Source organism: Streptomyces sp. NPDC052236, assembly GCF_044548015.1.
Taxonomy (GTDB): Bacteria; Actinomycetota; Actinomycetes; order Streptomycetales; family Streptomycetaceae; genus Streptomyces.
The window spans coordinates 131,699-148,526 of record NZ_JBIUBL010000013.1 but is presented as its reverse complement, the minus strand read 5'-3'; the positions used below and the strand labels follow the sequence as shown (position 1 = coordinate 148,526).

Sequence of the window (16,828 nt, the reverse complement as noted above, 5' to 3'; positions counted from 1 at the left end):
ATCACATCCGGAAGACGCCGAAGCCGCCGCGCGCGCCTTCGACCGGTGCCGTGTGGATCGCGGACAGGCAGAGCCCGAGCACCGTCCGCGTATCGCGCGGGTCGATCACCCCGTCGTCGTACAGCCGCCCGGACAGGAACATCGGCAGCGATTCCGCCTCGATCTGCTGCTCGACCATCGCCCGCAGGCCCGCGTCCGCCTCGTCGTCGTACGGAAGCCCCTTGGCCACCGCCGAGGCGCGGGCGACGATCGACAGCACGCCCGCCAACTGCTGCGGCCCCATCACCGCCGATTTGGCGCTGGGCCACGCGAAGAGAAACCGCGGGTCGTACGCCCGCCCGCACATGCCGTAGTGCCCTGCCCCGTACGACGCTCCCATCAGCACGGACAGATGCGGGACGCGCGAGTTCGACACCGCGTTGATCATCATCGCGCCGTGCTTGATGATGCCGCCCTGCTCGTACTCCTTGCCGACCATGTAGCCGGTGGTGTTGTGCAGGAAGATCAGCGGAGTGTCGCGCTGGTTGGCGAGCTGGATGAACTGCGTGGCCTTCTGCGACTCGGCGCTGAACAGCACGCCCTGCGCATTGGCCAGCACGCCGACCGGATAGCCGTGCAGCGACGCCCAGCCGGTCACCAGGCTCGGCCCGTACAGCGGCTTGAACTCGTCGAAGTCCGAGCCGTCGGCGATCCGGGCGATGACCTCGCGCGGGTCGAAGGGGGTGCGCAGGTCACCCGGCACGATCCCGAGCAGCTCCTCCTCCGCGTACTTCGGAGATTCAGAAGGCGCCGGATCGGGGTGTGCCTTGCGCCAGTTGAGACGGGCGACCACACGCCGCGCCTGCCGCAGCGCGTCCGCCTCGTCCACCGCGAAGTAGTCGGCGAGGCCCGACGTACGCGCGTGCATCTCCGCGCCGCCGAGCGACTCGTCGTCGCTGGTCTCACCCGTCGCCATCTTCACCAGCGGCGGTCCGCCGAGGAAGACCTTCGACCGCTCCTTGATCATGATGGTGTGGTCGGACATGCCGGGGACGTACGCCCCGCCCGCCGTCGAGTTCCCGAAAACGACGGCGATGGTCGGGATCCCGGCCGCCGACAGCCGGGTGAGGTCCCGGAAGAGCGCCCCGCCGGGGATGAAGATCTCCTTCTGGGACGGCAGGTCCGCGCCGCCCGACTCGACCAGGGAGATGCAGGGCAGCCGGTTGGCGTACGCGATCTCGTTGGCCCGCAGGGCTTTCCGCAGCGTCCAGGGGTTGGACGCCCCGCCGCGCACGGTCGGGTCGTTGGCGGTGATCAGGCACTCGACGCCCGCCACCACCCCGATGCCGGTGACCATCGATCCGCCGACCGGGTACTCGCTGCCCCACGCGGCGAGCGGCGACAGTTCCAGGAAGGGCGTGTCGGGGTCGAGGAGCAGCTCGACGCGCTCGCGCGCGAGGAGCTTGCCGCGCGCCTGGTGCCGGGCGACGTACTTCTCGCCGCCGCCCGCGAGCGCCTTGGCGTGCTCGGCGTCCAGTTCGGCGAGTTTGGCGAGCATGGTGGCGCGGTGGGCGGCGTACTCGGGGCTCGCGGGGTCGATGGCGGAGGCGAGGACGGTCACAGCAGGACCTCCGGGATGTCGACGTGGCGGGAGCGCAGCCATTCGCCGAGCGCCTTGCCCTGCGGGTCGAAGCGGGCTTGCGCGGCGACGCCCTCGCCGAGGATTTTCTCGACCGTGAAGTTCAGGGCGCGCAGATTCGGCAGGACATGGCGTACGACGGTGAGGTTCGCGGTCTCCGGGAGCAGCGCGCGGAAGCGGTCGACGGTGAGTTCGTGGGCGAGCCAGCGCCAGGCGTCGTCGGAGCGGGCCCAGACGCCGACATTGGCGTCCCCGCCCTTGTCGCCGCTGCGGGCGCCGGCGACGAGGCCGAGGGGGGCGGCCCTGCGGGGCCCGGGGGCGAGCGGCTCCGGCAGCTCGTCGCCGTGATCCGGCGGCTCGACTTTCCGCGTACGTCGCGTACGTCGCGTACGTAAGGGAGTCTCCACGGTGACTCTGCGCCCGTCCGGCAGTACGGCGGTGTGCGTCACCTCGCCCGCGTCGACGTACCTCGCCTCGAACACTCCGTACGGCGCGCCCTTCCCGGGCGGAGCCGTCACATGGAACCCCGGGTAGCTGCCCAGCGCCAGCTCGACCGCCGCGCCGCTCACCGCGCGCCCCACCTTCTCGGGGTCGCTGTCGCGCACCACGAGCCGCAGATAGGCGCTGGCCCGCTCCTCGGTGTCGCCGTCGGGCCGTTCGGTGCGCGCCAGTTCCCACAGGACCTGCGCGGGCCCGGACTCGCCGCCCAGGACGTCTGCCAGCTGCTCGCGCACGAGCGCCGCCTTGGCCTCGATGTCGAGTCCGGTGAGGACGAACACGACCTCGTTGCGCCAGCCGCCGATCCGGTTGAGCCCGACTTTCAGGGTCGGCGGCGGGGGCTCTCCGCGTACGCCGGTGATCCGCACCCGGTCGGGTCCGTCCTGCGCCAGCCGTACGGTGTCCAGGCGGGCGATGACGTCCGGTCCCGCGTATCGGGCGCCCCCGGTCTCGTACAGCAGCTGCGCGGTGACCGTGCCGATGTCCACGAGCCCGCCGGTCGAGTCGTGCTTGGTGATGACGGCCGTGCCGTCGGCGTGGATCTCGGCGATGGGGAAGCCGGGCCGGCGCAGGGTCCGCGGGTCGTGGTCGCTGAAGAACGCGTAGTTGCCGCCGGTCGCCTGCGTACCGCACTCCAGCACATGCCCGGCGACGACGGCCCCGGCGAGCGCGTCGTAATTCCCGGCGTAGTCCGCGTCCCAGCCGAAGTGGGCGGCGGCCGGTCCGGTGACCAGGGCGGCGTCCGTCACGCGCCCGGTGATCACCACATCGGCTCCGGCGCGCAGGCAGGCGGCGATACCGGCGCCGCCGAGGTAGGCGTTCGCGGTGAGGGCGCCCGGGAAGCGTTTCAGGAAACGGGCGGCGAGGTCGTCGCCCTCGACATGGGCCACGCGCACCGGGACGCCGACCCGGTCGGCGAGTTCGCGTACGGCGTCGGCGAGGCCCGCCGGGTTCAGCCCGCCCGCGTTGGCGACGAGTTTCACGCCGCGCTCGTGGGCGAGTCCGAGGCTCTCCTCCAGCTGCCGCAGAAATGTCTTGGCGTAGCCGAGGCGCGGGTCCTTCAGCCGGTCGCGGCCGAGGATGAGCATGGTGAGCTCGGCGAGGTAGTCCCCGGTGAGTACGTCGAGGGGGCCGCCGGTGAGCATCTCGCGTACGGCGTCGAAGCGGTCGCCGTAGAAGCCGGAGGCGTTCCCGATCCGGAGCACGTTCATGCCCGCCTCGGCTTACGTCCCTGACCTGCCGGTCCGGCGAAGGCCTGCGCGATGTCCAGCCACCGGTCGGCGTCGGGGCCGTGTGCCTCTACGGCGAGGTCGGCGCGGTGTGCCCGCTGGGTCGCCAGCAGGCAGAAGTCGAGGGCGGGCCCGGTGACGCGTTGCGCGGCGTCCTCGGGACCGTACGCCCAGAGCTCGCCGCCGGGCCCGGTGAGCTCGACCCGGATCAGGGCTGCGGGCGGCGTCAGCCCCCGTACGGCGAAGGCGTAGTCACGCGCCCGCACCCCGATGAACGCGATGTGCCGCAGCCGGGCGGTTGGTTCGCGTACGGCTCCGAGGGCGTCGGCGATGTCCTGGCCGTGGGCCCAGGTCTCCATCAGCCGGGCGGTGGCCATCGAGGTGGCGCTCATGGGCGGCCCGTACCAGGGGAAGCGGGCACCGGCCGGGGCGGCGCGCAGGGCCTGCTGGAGTGACTCGCGCCGCTCGCGCCAGTGGGCCATCAGCACGGCCGGCGGCAGTACGGCACCGGCGTCAGCGCCCGCGTCCACGAAGGTGTCGGGGGCGGCGAGGGCCTTCGCGGTCTCGGTGGCGAAGGCGTGTGGGTCGGTGACGGCGTGCAGCGCGGCGGTGTCGGTCCAGGCGAGGTGGGCGATCTGGTGGGCGACGCTCCAGCGGGGCGCGGGTGTCGGGCGCGTCCATCCCGCGTCGTCCAACTCCGCTACGAGCCGGTCGAGTTCATCGCTCTCGTTGCGCAAGTCGTCAAGTACGTCGAGTACGACGGCGGCCGAGTCGGACACGGTGCGCTCCCTTGGGACACGACGTTGTGTGCCCGGGAGCATGGCAGCACCCGCTGAAACAAGCAAGCATGCTTGCTTTAACGTTTCGCCTTTCTCGCGGTCTGCGTCCGCACGGCCCCCATGCTCGCCGCGATGACGAGGGTGATCGCCAACGCGTCGATCGTGGAGAGGGCTTGGTCCAGCAGGAAGAACCCGGCCGCCGCCGCGATCGCGGGCTCCAGGCTCATCAGCACGGCGAAGGTCGAGGTGGGCAGCCGCCGCAGCGCGAGGAGTTCCAGGGTGTACGGCAGGACGGACGACATCAGCGCGACCGCGAGCCCGAGACCGATGGTGGACGGCACCAGCAGCTTGGACCCGGCCTCCGCGATCCCCAGCGGCAGACTCAGCACGGCCCCGACGCCCATCGCCAGCGCCAGCCCGTCGGCCTGCGGGAACCGCCGCCCGGTCCGGGCGCTGAAGACTATGTACGCCGCCCACATGCCGCCGGCGGCGACCGCGAACCCGGCGCCGACGGGATCGAGGCGGTCGAAGCCGCCGCCGCTGAGCAGGAGCACACCGCCGAGCGCGAGCCCGGCCCAGGCGAGGTTCATCAGCCGCCGAGAGACGATCACGGAGAGCACGAGCGGCCCGAGTACCTCGAAGGTGACGGCCGCGCCCAGCGGAATACGGTCGGCGGCCTGGTAGAAGAGCATGTTCATGGCGGCCAGGGTGCCGCCGAAGGCGACGACGGTGCCCCAGTCGGCGCGGGAGTGCCCGCGCACCTTGGGGCGGCAGACAACGAGCAGGACGAGCGCCGCAAGGACGAGCCGGAGGGTGACGACGCCGATGGCTCCGGCGCGCGGCATGAGCAGTACGGCGATGGCGGCGCCGAACTGCACGGAGAGCACACCGGAGACGACGAGCGAGACCGGCCCGAGAGCGGGCCGCTTCCCGGGGCCGGGGCCCGGGCCGGGAGTGCTTGCCGCTGCTGAGTCCAGGGCGGCGGCGGCCTCCGGCTCGGCGGCGAGGGGCGTACGCGGCTCGTTCACCGAACGAAACCTCCCTGATCCATCTCGCTCAGCATTGGCTCCCCACGCTACGGGCCCGGGTGAGCCGCGTGAAATGCTTATTGCGCTGCGGTTATGCTCCACACGCATGAGCATTGAGGTACGTCATCTCCGCTGCTTCCTGGCCATCGCGGAGGAGTCGAGCGTGACCAGGGCCGCGGCCCGGCTGCATCTCACCCAGCCAGCGGTCTCGCGGGCGCTCGCGGCGCTGGAACAGCATCTGGGGATCCGGCTCGTGGACCGCTCCACCCACCATCTCGCCCTCACAGCCGAGGGCCAAGCGTTCCGCGACAAGGCGGCAGCCGCCGTCACCGCCTTCGACGAGGCACTCGACGCGACCCGGCTGCGCCGGTGGCCGCTGCGCCTCGGCCACGCCTGGTCCGCGCTCGGCCCGTACACCACACCTCTGCTGCGCCGCTGGGAGCGGGAGCACCCGGACACCCCGCTGGAACTCCTCCGCATCGACGACCGCACGGCGGGCCTCACCCGCGGCGAGGTCGACGCGGCGGTCCTGCGCGGCCCGGTGGACACGCCCGGCCTGATCACGGAGCTGCTGTTCACGGAGCCGAGGGTGGCGGCGGTCACCTCGGACGGCCCTCTGGCGGCCCATGCCACCCTCACACTCGCGGACCTGTCCGCCGCCGGCCCGGTCATCCTGAACACCGTCTCGGGTCTGACGACGCTGGACCTGTGGCACCCCGAGTCCCGCCCCACGACGACGCTGACGGTCGCCAACACGGACGACTGGCTGACGGCGATCGCGGCGGGCCGGGGCGCGGGAGCCTCGGCGGCCTCGACGGCGGAGATGCACCCGCACCCAGGAGTGACGTACCGCCCCTTGACGGACGCGCCGCGCGTCCCGGTCGTCCTGGCCCGGCGCCGCACGGGGACCGCACACCCGGCGCTGCCTCAGCTGCTGGCACTGGCACGGGACGTGGCCGCACCGCGCTGAGCCGTGCGGCGAGATCGGTGCGGCGAGGAGGCAACGCACCGGTCGGGGACGGCTCGCCGGTTCGGCCGCCCGCCGCCCTCAGCGGCAGAGCTCGTCGAGGTCTTCGGCGAAGCTCGCGAACTCAGCCTGGGCCACGGAGATGATCTCCCTGGCGGATCGGCGCGCAGTGGTCGCATACCGCTCGGCGAGCTCGATCAAAGCCGCGTCCGGGTGCGCCTCCCGTTCCTTGTGCAGGGCCGCTTCCAGTGGTCCGAAGCCGTCGGCCAGCACCCACAGGAAGTCGGACAGCTCCCCTGCCACCACGCCGCACTCTCCCTCCGAGCCCATGAACACCACGGGCTGCTCGGTGAGGGGCCGCCCCGGCCGCGCGCACCAGATGGCGGCGAGACCGCCGGTGCCATCCTGGCCAAAGATCCGGTAGGCACCGCCATCAAGCTCGTGATTCCCGGTCCAATGGCGCAGCCAGTCGGTGGTCTTCTCTGCGGAGTCGAAGGCACCGTACGGCTCGAAGTCGACGCCTTCGCCCTCGTCGCCGTAGTCGAACTCGATCCGGGCCACATCGGCCAGGGCAGGTGGAAAGCGACGGTCGTCGCCAGTCGTCTCAATCATCCGCGCAGGCTAACCGCCCCCACCGACACCGCCCGCTGCGACAGGACCGCCACCGTTTACCGGGCCGAGCCGACACGCCTGCCCGTCGGACGACCACGGGCGACCTCTTCTCCCGCAGGCTCCCCGGCCGTGCCCGTGGTAGAGAGGGCGTATGACCCGCGACGAGCTGCTGTGGTTCCTGCGCAAGCACAAGGTCGCCGTCCAGGCGTCCAAGGCCCCGGACGGCACACCCCAGGCCGCCGTCGTCGGATTCGCGGTCAGTGATGACCTGGAACTCGTCTTCGACACCGTCGAGACGACACGCAAGTGCTTCAACCTGCGCACCGACCCCCGCATAGCGCTCGTCGTCGGCTGGGACGACGCGATAACCGCGCAGATCGAGGGTGTCGCGGACTTCCCCACCGGCGCCGAGCTCGCGCGTATCCGTGAGTGTTACTTCCTCGCGTATCCCGACGGGCGGGACCGGCTCGACTGGCCCGGGATCACCCACGTCCGGGTGCGGCCCACGTGGGTGCGGTACAGCGACTTCACCCAGGACCCGCCGCATATCGCCGAGCTGCCCATCGAGTGACCGGTCAGTCGTCCAGGCCCGCCGCCAGCACCTCCGCCAGATGCCGCGCCCGCCGCCCCGCCAGCTGAGCCAGTTGCGTACGGCACGAGAACCCGTCCGCCAGCACCTCCGCCCCCTCCCCCGCCGCCCGTACCGCGGGCAGCAGCTGGTCCTCCGCGCACGCCACCGACACCCCGTAGTGGCCCCGCTCGAACCCGAAGTTCCCCGCGAGCCCGCAGCAGCCCCCGCTCAGCTCGCCCACCAGCCCCGCCCGCTCCCGCAACCGGCGCTCCGCCGCGTCGCCCAGGACCGCGTGCTGGTGGCAGTGCGTCTGGCCCGCCACCGTACGGTCCAGGCGCGGCGGCTCCCAGTCCGGCGCGCACTCCTCCAGCGCCTGGGCGAATGTCCGGACCGACGCGGCCAGGCGCGCCGCCCGGGGGTCGTCTCCCAGCAGTTCCGGCAGGTCCGTCCTGAGTGCCGCCGCGCAGCTCGGCTCCAGTACGACGACGGGCGCGCCCAGCTCCAGCAGCGGTTCCACCGTGTCGAGCGTGCGGCGCATGACCGTGCGCGCGCGGTCGAGCTGGCCCGTCGAGACGTACGTCAGCCCGCAGCAGACCCGGCCCGCCGGCTGCACGATCCCCATGCCCGCCGCCTCCATGACCTTCACCGCCGCCCGGCCGACCTCCGGCGAGAGGTGGTCGGTGAACGTGTCCGGCCACAGCACCGCCGCCGTACCGCTCGTATCAGCCGGGTGGTGCGCCCGCAGCCAGCGCCGGAACGGCACCGGCGCCAGCACAGGAAGCGAGCGTTCCGGTGCGATCCCGGCCAGCCGCTTGGCCACCGCCGCCAGCGGACGTACCGCCGACACCGCGTTGACCACCCGCGCGAACGGCGCCGCCAACCGCAGCCACACCGGCAGCCACCCCATCGCATAGTGCGCGGCGGGCCGCACCCGCCCGGCGTAGTGGTGGTGCAGAAACTCCGCCTTGTACGTGGCCATGTCCACGCCCACCGGGCAGTCGCTCCGGCACCCCTTGCAGGACAGGCACAGGTCCAGCGCGTCCCGCACTTCCGGCGAGCGCCAGCCGTCGCGTACGACCTCGCCCGCGAGCATCTCGTGCAGCAGCCGCGCCCGCCCGCGCGTGGAGTGCTGTTCCTCGCCGGTCGCGCGGAACGACGGGCACATGACGTCCGCACCCGTACTGGGCCCGGCGACGCGGCATTTGGCGACGCCCACACACCTCCGTACCGCCGTCGAGAAGTCACCGCCGTCGTGGGGGTAATGGAAGGCGACCTCCACCGGCTCGCGCGGGAGCACCTCGAAGCGGAGATGAGAATCGAGTGGATTCGGGCGGACCAGCATCCCGGGGTTCATGCCGCCCGCCGGGTCCCACACGTCCTTGAACCGGCCGAACAGCCCGACCAGCTCAGCGCCGTACATCTTCGGCAGCAGCTCGGCGCGCGCCTGCCCGTCGCCGTGTTCGCCCGACAGCGAGCCGCCGTGCGCGACGACCAGTTCCGCCACCTCCTCGGAGAACCGCCGGAACGCCCGTACCCCCTCCGTACTGAGCAGATCGAAGTCGATACGGACGTGAATGCAGCCGTCGCCGAAGTGCCCGTACGGCGTGCCGTGCAGCCCGTGCTCGGCGAGCAGCGCGCGGAAGTCCCGCAGATACGCCCCCAGCCGGGCCGGCGGCACCGCGCAGTCCTCCCACCCCGGCCAGGCCTCGCCGCCGTCGGCCGTCCGGGTCGCCGTCCCGGCTGCGTCCTCGCGGATCCGCCACAGCGCCCGCATCCCGGCGGGGTCGTCCACCACGGTCCCGTCGAGGGCGTCCGCCGCCCGCACGACGGCGGCGGCCCGCGCGCGTGCCTCGGCGGCCGTGTCGCCGCCCGTCTCCACGAAGAGCCAGGCCCGGCCGCGCGGCAGCCCGTGTCCGGGGGGCACCAGGTCCTCTGCCATGCCCTCGACGGTGAGCGGCCCGTGCGCGAGCAGCCCGGAGGCGGCTTCGGCGGCGGCGCTCTCGTCGGCGTAGCCGAGGACGGCGAGCGCCCGCGCACGAGGCGCGTCCACCAGCCGTACGGATGCCTCGGTCACCACCCCGAGCGTGCCCTCGCTGCCGCAGAACGCCCGCGCGAGGTCGACGCCCTTCTCGGGCAGCAGGGCGTCCAGCGCGTAACCGGAGATACGGCGGGGCAGCGCGTCGGGAAAGCCGGTCCGCAGCAGCGCCAGGTTCCCCTCGACGAGCTCCCGCAGCCCGCCAGGGGCCCCGCCCCACCCCTGGCGGAGCCGGAGTTCGTCCCCGCCGTACGTCACCACCGCAAGGCTCCGCACGTTGTCGGCGGTCGTCCCCCACGCCACCGAGTGCGCGCCGCACGCGTTGTTGCCGATCATGCCGCCGAGCGTGCAGCGGCTGTGCGTGGACGGGTCCGGCCCGAAGGTCAGCCCGTGCGGCCGTACGGCGTCCCGCAGCGTGTCCAGTACGACGCCGGGCTGCACCACCACCGTGCGCGCGTCCGCGTCGACCTCCACCAGGGCGTTCATATGGCGGGTGAAGTCCAGCACCACACCGATGCCGGTGGCCTGCCCGGCGATGGACGTACCGGCGCCACGCGGCACCACCGGCGTCCCGTGGAGGCGGCACACCTCCAGGGCGGCGGCCACATCCTCGGCGTCGCGCGGCGCGACGACGCCGACCGGCACGCGCCGGTAGTTCGACGCGTCCATGGTCATCAGGGCGCGCGCGGCGGCGCTGAAGTCGACCTCGCCGCGCACGGCCCGCGTGAGGGCCCTCGCCAGCTCCATGTCTCTCAGGATGCCCCTGCCCCTCCCACCACACCGGCGGTGAAACGTGCCAATTGAACACGATGCGTTCCCCTGAACGCTGGGGAAAAGCGAGGTAAAGCCCTCGGGATCCTCCCAATGTGATCGTCAACTCTCCTATAGTGACGACCACTTGATCAGGACGAAGCGGCTCCAGTTACGCCACCGCACCCCGGAAGGCAACACTCGATGACCGGTACCGACGTAGAACGATGACTCATGTCACGCGGGCGGTTCCTCCGGCTCAGCCCCGCCCCACGCTGGCCGGCACCACCGTCAACACTCTGAAGATCGTCGTCGTGGGCGGCTTCGGAGTCGGCAAAACCACCATGGTCCGCTCCGTCAGCGAGATCCGTCCGCTGCACACGGAGGAGGTGATCAGCGGCGCGGGCCGCACCCTTGACGACCCCTCCCTCATCCGGGGCAAGAGCGCCACCACCGTCGCCTTCGACTTCGGCCGGATCACGATCGACGAAAGCAGCGTCCTCTACCTCTTCGGCGCGCCCGGGCAGGAACGCTTCTGGTTCCTCTGGGAACGCCTCTTCGCGGGCACCCTCGGCGCGGTCGTCATGGTCGACACCCGCTCGCTCTCGGACAGCTGGTACGCGATCGACCGCCTGGAGCACCACGGCACGCCCTTCATCGTCGCCGTCAACGACTTCGGCGGCCCGTTCCACAGCGATGAGGAGATCCGTGGAGCACTCTCCATCGGGCCCGAGGTGCCGTTGGTGGAGTTCGACGCGCGTGATCACTCGTCCAGCAAGTTCGTACTGATAGCACTGGTCGAGCACCTGTACGCGCTGTCCGTACGCGAGGCCGAGAAGGCAGACGACCAGGAACACAGCGAGCACGGCTGACGCCCAGGTCAGGACCGGAGTCAGGACCGGCGGCCCGTCTCATCCGCCGGACCCCTTGTCCACCGCGCTCCGCGACCGGTTAGGCTCCAGAACGTGGCTGAGATCCAGATTCCCGCTGACATCAAGCCCGCCGACGGCCGTTTCGGCGCGGGCCCCTCCAAAGTGCGTACGGAGGCGCTGGACGCCCTGGCCGCCACCGGCGCTTCTCTCCTCGGTACGTCCCACCGCCAGGCCCCGGTGAAAAACCTGGTCGGCGCGGTGCGCGACGGCGTACGCGAACTCTTCCAGCTCCCCGAGGGCTACGAAGTGATCCTCGGCAACGGCGGCTCCACCGCCTTCTGGGACATCGCGACGCACGGCCTGATCGAGAACAAGTCCCAGCACCTGTCCTTCGGCGAGTTCTCCTCCAAGTTCGCCAAGGCGGCCAAGCTCGCGCCGTGGCTGGCCGACCCGACGGTGATCACCTCCGACCCGGGCACGCACCCGGAGCCGAAGGCCGAGGCGGGCGTCGACGTCTACGCCCTGACCCACAACGAGACCTCGACGGGCGTCGCGGCCCCCATCAAGCGAGTCACGGGCGCGGACGAGGGCTCGCTGGTCCTGGTCGACGCCACGTCCGGTGCGGGCGGCCTGCCGGTCGACATCACCGAGACCGACGTCTACTACTTCGCCCCGCAGAAGTCCTTCGCCTCCGACGGCGGCCTGTGGATCGGCGTCTTCTCCCCGGCCGCGCTGGAGCGCGCCGCGCGCGTGCACGGCTCGGGCCGGCACGTCCCGGAGTTCTTCAGCCTGCCGACGGCGATCGACAACTCGCTGAAGAACCAGACGTACAACACCCCGGCCCTGACCACGCTGTTCCTCCTGAACGAGCAGCTGACCTGGCTGAACAGCCAGGGCGGCCTGGACTGGTCGGTGCGCCGTACGGCCACGTCCTCGCGGACGCTGTACGGGTGGGCCGAGGCGTCCAAGTACGCGACGCCGTTCGTGACGGACCCGGCGAAGCGCTCGCAGGTCATCGGCACCATCGACTTCGAGGACAGCATCGACGCGACGGCGATCGCCAAGGCGCTGCGCGCGAACGGCATCGTGGACACGGAGCCGTACCGCAAGCTGGGCCGCAACCAGCTGCGCGTGGCGATGTTCCCGGCGATCGACCCGGCGGACGTCGAGGCGCTGACGGCGTGCGTCGACTACGTGATCGAAAAGCTGTAACTCCCCCCGCCTCCAAGCAAAAACCGCCCTGCCGGATCTCGTCCGGCAGGGCGGTTCGCTGTGCACAGACGATCACATCCCGGCACTTTCCGAGACTTGGAACGAACCTGTCCGTTTGCTGGACGTCTGTTGTACGGGCCTTTACCGGCGTACCGCGAGAGTGATCACGCTCCCCCCGCAAGGAGGGACAGCACCTGAAACAGGAGTTGTGATGAAGCGTCATATACGCACCCGCGCCGCCCTCGCCACCGTCGCCGCGCTCGTCGCGGCGGGCACCGTCACCGCCGGCGTCAGCTTCGCTTCCCCGGAGCACAAGGCTGCCGGCGTCAAGCAGACCAAGCAGACCGGCAAGCCCTCCAAGGCCGAGATCGCCGCGCTCTTCGACGGCTGGAACGCGGCGCTGCAGACCGGCGACGCCGAGAAGGTCGCCGCCCGCTACGCACCCGACGCCGTGCTCCTGCCCACGGCCTCGCCCAAGATCCGTACCGACCACGCCGGAATCGTCGACTACTTCGAGCACTTCCAGCAGAAGAAGCCGGTGGGCGAGAAGGTCCAGTCGGTCGTCAACATCCTCGACCACGACTCGGCGATCGACGCCGGTCTGTACGAGTTCCACGTCACCGACCCGAAGACCGGCGTGAAGTCCACTGTCGGGGCCCGCTACACGTACGAGTACGAGAAGCGCGGCGGCAAGTGGCTGATCATCAACCACCACTCCTCGGTGCTGCCTGCCGAAGGCTGATCCGCAGGCTGATCCGTACGCACAGTCCGCCGCCCGGAGTGTCCCGCAAGGTGACGCTGCCGCCGTCGTCCGTCACCAGCTGCTTGACGATGGCGAGCCCCAGGCCCGAGCCCGACCGGCCGGTCAGACCCTGACCGCGCCAGAACCTGTCGAAGGCCCGGGACTGGTCGGCGGCGGACATGCCGGGCCCCTGGTCGAGGACTTCAAGGATCACCTCGCCGGGGTGCGGGTCCACCCGGACGGTGATGGCGCCGCCGTCCGGGGAGACCTCCAGCGCGTTGGAGAGCACGTTGTCCAGTACCTGGTCGAGACTGCCGGGACTGGCCAGTACCCGCAGCCGGCTGTCGGCCTCCCCGCCGACTCCTTGGAGCGCGATCCGCACCCCGCGCTCGTCGGCGGCGGGCCGCCATACGCTCAGCCGCTCCTCGATCAGCTCGTTCAGCTCGCGCAGCGGCAGCGGTTCGGCCGCGGACACCTTGGCCTCGGCGCGCGCCAGCACCAGCAGGCCGTTGACCAGCCGGTTCATCCGCACCACCTCGGCGGTGGCCTGCTCCACGTCCTCGCGTACGAACTCGTCGTCCACGCCGTCCGCGATGTTGTCCAGGGACAGCCGCAGCGCCGTCAGCGGGGTGCGCAGCTGGTGCGAGGCGTCCGCGACGAAGATGCGCTGAGCGGCAATAAGGGTGTCGAGCCGCTCGGCTCCCTGGTTGAGCGTACGGGCCAGGGTCTGGGTCTCGCGCGGTCCTGTCACCGGTGAGCGGGCGGGCAGATCGCCGTCGCTGAAGCGGCTCTTGGAAGGCGAGCAGGTCGTACTCCTTGGGCGTGAGCGCCACCTCGGCGCCGTCCAGGTGCACCCGGGCGGCCTTACGGTCGACGGTGAGCCGGGGCCCGTACCGGTCGGGTTCGGCACCGGCCCCCGCTGTCTGCGGCTGGGGCTGTACGCGGCGCATGACGGCCCTGATGCGGGCGATGACCTCCCGTACGCCGAACGGCTTGGAGACATAGTCGTCGGTGCCGATCTCCAGCCCGACGACCCGGTCGGTCTCGTCGATCCTCGATCGCAAGCACAGCCGGGTCCACGTGCTGACCGAGCCCGTGGCAAATGGCTACGACAATAACCGCATCCACGCGGCGGGCGAGGAGATCACGCTCCCCGAATCGATCGGAGCCGAGGTCAAGCTCGACGTGGCAGCGCTCCTGAAGGCGGGAGCGCGAAAAGCAGGAGCACCGAAGGCCTAAGGGCCCGCCCTACCGGCTCAGCCGCTGGAAGCGCCCCACCGCCAGCGGCAAGAACACCGCCGTCAGCGCCAGCGGCCACACCACCGCCATCAGCAGCGCATGCTCCTGGATCCAGCTCCCGTCCCCCGCCACCGGGTTGCCGAACAGCTCACGCGTCGCCGCCGCCGTCGAAGAGATCGGGTTCCACGCGGCGACCGTGCCCAGCCAGTCCGGCATCGAGGACGGCGGCACAAAAACGCTGGAAATCATCGTGAGCGGGAACACCACCGCGTAGAGCCCGCCCGCCGCCTCCGGGCTCGGGACCAGCAGGCCGAGCCAGACGCCGGCCCAGATCAGGCAGAACCGCAGGAGCAGCAGCAGCCCGAACGCGCCCAGCGTGGCGAGTACGCCGCCGTCCGAGCGCCAGCCCATCGCCAGTGCCGTGGCCGCCAGGATGGACAGCTCCGCCGCCGCCACGATCAGGTCATTGCCGCCGCGCCCTGCGACCACCGCCGACGGGGCCATCGGCATCGACCGGAAGCGGTCGATGACCCCCTTCGAGGCGTCCGTGACCGTGCTGATCGCGGTGTTCATAAAGCCGAAGGCCATCGTCATCACGAACATGCCCGGCATCAGGAAGTCGCGGTAGTTCCCGCCGCCCGGCGGCTTCATCGCGCCGCCGAAGACGTACCCGTACAGCAGCACCGACACGATCGGGAAGCCGAGCTGCCAGGCGATGTACGAGGGGTTGCGCCGGTAGTGGGTCAGCCCCCGGCGGACGACGTTCCAGGAGTCGGCCATCGCCCAGTACAACCGGCGCTCCGACCCGCTCGCCACCGTCAGATCAACCTTCAGATCAACACTCATGCCGCTGCCCTTTCCGTGCGGTGGCCGGTCAGGCTCAGGAACACATCGTCCAGACTCGGCCTGCGCAGCCCGAGGTCCTCCACCCCGATCCCCTCGTCCTGCAAGGTCCGCGCCACCTCCGTCAGCGCCGCCACCCGGTCCGCGACCGCCGCGTGCACCCGGCGCCCCGTCTCGTCCGTCTCCGGCTCCGCGCCGACGGCCGCGACCCGCGCGACCGCCTTTACCGCCGCCGCCAGGTCCGCCGCCTCGGCGACCACGACCTCGATCCGGTCGCTGCCGACCGTGCTCTTCAGCCCGTCCGGCGTGTCGTCGGCGATGGCCCGCCCCTGGTCGATGACGGTGATGTGGGAGGCGAGCCGGTCGGCCTCGTCGAGATACTGCGTCGTGAGCAGTACGGTCGTGCCGCCCGCCACCAGCTCCCGTACGGCCTTCCACACCTCGCCCCGCCCGCGCGGGTCGAGCCCGGTCGTCGGCTCGTCCAGAAACAGCACATCCGGCGCGAGGATCATCGACGCCGCCAGGTCCAGCCGCCTGCGCATGCCGCCGCTGTACTCACCGACGCCCTTGCTCCCCGCCTCCACCAGGTCGAACTGTTCCAGCAGCTCTCCGGCGCGCAGCGCCGCGCGCCTGCCGCCCAGGTGGAAGAGGCGGCCGAACATCTCCAGGTTCTGGCGCCCCGTCAAGAGCTCGTCCACCGCCGCGTACTGGCCGGTGAGCCCGATCCTGCTCCGTACGTCACGGGGGTGGCGGGCCACGTCGACGCCTGCCACCTCCGCCCGCCCGCTGTCGAACCGCAGCAGCGTCGCGAGGACGCGCACGGCGGTGGTCTTCCCGGCGCCGTTCGGGCCGAGGAGGCCGTGGACGGTGCCCTTGCGTACGGCGAGGTCGAAGCCGTCGAGAGCCTTCTTCTCCCCGTACCGCTTGTGGATCGCTTCCGCCCGTACGGCGTACTCGTACTTGTCATCGAACTCGTTCACATGCCCTCCAAGGTCAACTGGGTACAGCGTACTCACAATAGAGTACGACGTACCCAAATCTTGTCCAGAGGTTTACGCTGAAGCCATGACGACGACCGAAACGAGCGGCAGCGGCGACATCTCCCGCAGCCTGGAACTCCTCTGGGGCGGGGGCGACCGCCCCACCCGTGGACCGAAACCCGGGCTCACGCTCGACCGGATCGTGACCGCCGCGATCGAGATCGCGGACGCCGAGGGCATGGCCGCGGTCTCGATGCGCCGCCTCTCCACCGAGCTCGGCACCGGGACCATGTCCCTCTACCGGTACGTCCCCAGCAAGGCCGAGCTACTGGACCTGATGCTGGACCGCATCCAGGGCACACCATCGGAAACCGACCACCCCGCACCCGAGGGCGACTGGCGCGCGGGCGTGGAACACCTCGCCCGTACCCACCTCGACCTGCACCGGGCGCACCCCTGGCTGCTCAAGGTCAATCAGGCGCGTACGGTCCTCGGCCCCGGGACCGTACGGCGTCTGGAGGAAGCCGTCGCCGGCCTCCAGGGCATGGGGCTCAGTGACCCCGAACTGATCTCGGTGATCATCACCGTGCAGAGCTTCGTGTCGGGCATCGCGCGGATGGAGATCGAGACGGCCGAGGCCGCCAGGGCGACCGGCCTGAGCGACGACGCGTTCTGGGGCAGCCAGCAGCCGTTCCTGGAGAAGGCGATGCTGAGCGGTGAGTTCCCTCGGATGGCGGCCCTGTCGGAGGAGGCCTTCGGCGAGTTCGACCACTTCGGGTTCGGACTGCGGCGCCTGATCGACGGCTTCGAGGTGCTCGTACGGCAGCGCACCGTGAGTGACGCCGAGGATTAA

General features: G+C 71.2%; 15 protein-coding genes and 2 pseudogenes. 7 read left to right on the top strand and 10 right to left on the bottom strand.

Annotation, left to right across the window (positions count from 1 at the left end; genetic code table 11):
* Position 1: 1 nt before the first annotated feature.
* The 4 genes from ACIHCQ_RS22400 to ACIHCQ_RS22385 all read right to left on the bottom strand — a co-directional run bounded on the left by ACIHCQ_RS22400 (position 2) and on the right by ACIHCQ_RS22385 (position 5,152).
* Positions 2-1,600: an acyl-CoA carboxylase subunit beta gene (locus ACIHCQ_RS22400; RefSeq protein WP_399664908.1), complete on the bottom strand. Its 1,599-nt coding sequence runs from the start codon at positions 1,598-1,600 to the stop codon at positions 2-4.
* On the bottom strand, positions 1,597-3,327 hold the full coding sequence (locus ACIHCQ_RS22395) for an acyclic terpene utilization AtuA family protein (RefSeq protein ID WP_399664905.1): 1,731 nt from the start codon (positions 3,325-3,327) through the stop codon (positions 1,597-1,599). The genes ACIHCQ_RS22400 and ACIHCQ_RS22395 overlap by 4 nt, the downstream gene beginning before the upstream one ends.
* Entirely contained in the window at positions 3,324-4,124 is an 801-nt protein-coding gene (locus ACIHCQ_RS22390; protein WP_399664903.1) for a TIGR03084 family metal-binding protein, read from the bottom strand. Before ACIHCQ_RS22390 ends, ACIHCQ_RS22395 begins: the two co-directional genes overlap by 4 nt.
* Positions 4,125-4,201: 77 nt before the next feature.
* Positions 4,202-5,152: an EamA family transporter gene (locus ACIHCQ_RS22385; protein ID WP_399664900.1), complete on the bottom strand. Its 951-nt coding sequence runs from the start codon at positions 5,150-5,152 to the stop codon at positions 4,202-4,204.
* A 106-nt stretch (positions 5,153-5,258) separates the two neighbouring features.
* Here ACIHCQ_RS22385 and ACIHCQ_RS22380 point away from each other — a divergent pair, with 106 nt between their 5' ends.
* Entirely contained in the window at positions 5,259-6,122 is an 864-nt protein-coding gene (locus ACIHCQ_RS22380) for a LysR family transcriptional regulator (protein ID WP_399664897.1), read from the top strand.
* A gap of 78 nt (positions 6,123-6,200) precedes the next feature.
* On the opposite strand, the gene ACIHCQ_RS22375 is transcribed toward ACIHCQ_RS22380, so the two are convergent.
* Entirely contained in the window at positions 6,201-6,731 is a 531-nt protein-coding gene (locus tag ACIHCQ_RS22375; RefSeq protein WP_399664894.1) for an SMI1/KNR4 family protein, read from the bottom strand.
* Between the two features lie 151 nt (positions 6,732-6,882).
* On the opposite strand from ACIHCQ_RS22375, the gene ACIHCQ_RS22370 reads away from it, so the two are divergent.
* Complete coding sequence (locus tag ACIHCQ_RS22370) at positions 6,883-7,302, top strand: pyridoxamine 5'-phosphate oxidase family protein (RefSeq protein WP_399664891.1); 420 nt, start codon at positions 6,883-6,885, stop codon at positions 7,300-7,302.
* A gap of 4 nt (positions 7,303-7,306) precedes the next feature.
* Here ACIHCQ_RS22370 and ACIHCQ_RS22365 read toward each other — a convergent pair whose 3' ends face one another.
* Entirely contained in the window at positions 7,307-10,084 is a 2,778-nt protein-coding gene (locus ACIHCQ_RS22365; protein WP_399664889.1) for an FAD-binding and (Fe-S)-binding domain-containing protein, read from the bottom strand.
* Between the two features lie 230 nt (positions 10,085-10,314).
* Between ACIHCQ_RS22365 and ACIHCQ_RS22360 the strand changes: the two genes are divergently transcribed.
* The 3 genes from ACIHCQ_RS22360 (at position 10,315) to ACIHCQ_RS22350 (ending at position 12,913) form a co-directional block, all read left to right on the top strand.
* Positions 10,315-10,959, top strand: a complete 645-nt coding sequence (locus ACIHCQ_RS22360) for a GTP-binding protein (RefSeq protein ID WP_399664886.1) — start codon at positions 10,315-10,317, stop codon at positions 10,957-10,959.
* Between the two features lie 93 nt (positions 10,960-11,052).
* A complete protein-coding gene (serC, locus tag ACIHCQ_RS22355; RefSeq protein WP_399664883.1) occupies positions 11,053-12,171 on the top strand; it encodes a phosphoserine transaminase in 1,119 nt (372 codons plus the stop codon).
* A gap of 211 nt (positions 12,172-12,382) precedes the next feature.
* On the top strand, positions 12,383-12,913 hold the full coding sequence (locus ACIHCQ_RS22350; protein ID WP_399664880.1) for an SgcJ/EcaC family oxidoreductase: 531 nt from the start codon (positions 12,383-12,385) through the stop codon (positions 12,911-12,913).
* On the opposite strand, the pseudogene ACIHCQ_RS22345 reads toward ACIHCQ_RS22350, so the two are convergent.
* Positions 12,876-13,703 (bottom strand): annotated as a pseudogene (locus tag ACIHCQ_RS22345) (sensor histidine kinase); the annotation flags it as partial. The gene ACIHCQ_RS22350 and the pseudogene ACIHCQ_RS22345 overlap by 38 nt on opposite strands.
* Positions 13,699-13,968: pseudogene (locus tag ACIHCQ_RS22340) on the bottom strand (DNA-binding response regulator); the annotation flags it as partial. The pseudogenes ACIHCQ_RS22340 and ACIHCQ_RS22345, both read right to left, overlap by 5 nt.
* On the opposite strand from ACIHCQ_RS22340, the gene ACIHCQ_RS22335 reads away from it, so the two are divergent.
* Positions 13,925-14,152, top strand: coding sequence for a hypothetical protein (locus ACIHCQ_RS22335; RefSeq protein WP_399664877.1), 228 nt, complete (start codon positions 13,925-13,927; stop codon positions 14,150-14,152). The pseudogene ACIHCQ_RS22340 and the gene ACIHCQ_RS22335 sit on opposite strands and share 44 nt — an antisense overlap.
* A 9-nt stretch (positions 14,153-14,161) precedes the next feature.
* Here ACIHCQ_RS22335 and ACIHCQ_RS22330 read toward each other — a convergent pair whose 3' ends face one another.
* Together ACIHCQ_RS22330 and ACIHCQ_RS22325 are read right to left on the bottom strand one after the other, a co-directional pair.
* Entirely contained in the window at positions 14,162-14,998 is an 837-nt protein-coding gene (locus tag ACIHCQ_RS22330) for an ABC transporter permease (RefSeq protein WP_399664874.1), read from the bottom strand.
* Positions 14,995-15,975, bottom strand: a complete 981-nt coding sequence (locus ACIHCQ_RS22325) for an ATP-binding cassette domain-containing protein (protein WP_399664871.1) — start codon at positions 15,973-15,975, stop codon at positions 14,995-14,997. Before ACIHCQ_RS22325 ends, ACIHCQ_RS22330 begins: the two co-directional genes overlap by 4 nt.
* 85 nt (positions 15,976-16,060) lie before the next feature.
* On the opposite strand from ACIHCQ_RS22325, the gene ACIHCQ_RS22320 reads away from it, so the two are divergent.
* The gene (locus ACIHCQ_RS22320) at positions 16,061-16,828 is read left to right on the top strand and encodes a TetR/AcrR family transcriptional regulator (RefSeq protein WP_399664868.1); all 768 of its coding nucleotides are present in this window, start codon (positions 16,061-16,063) and stop codon (positions 16,826-16,828) included.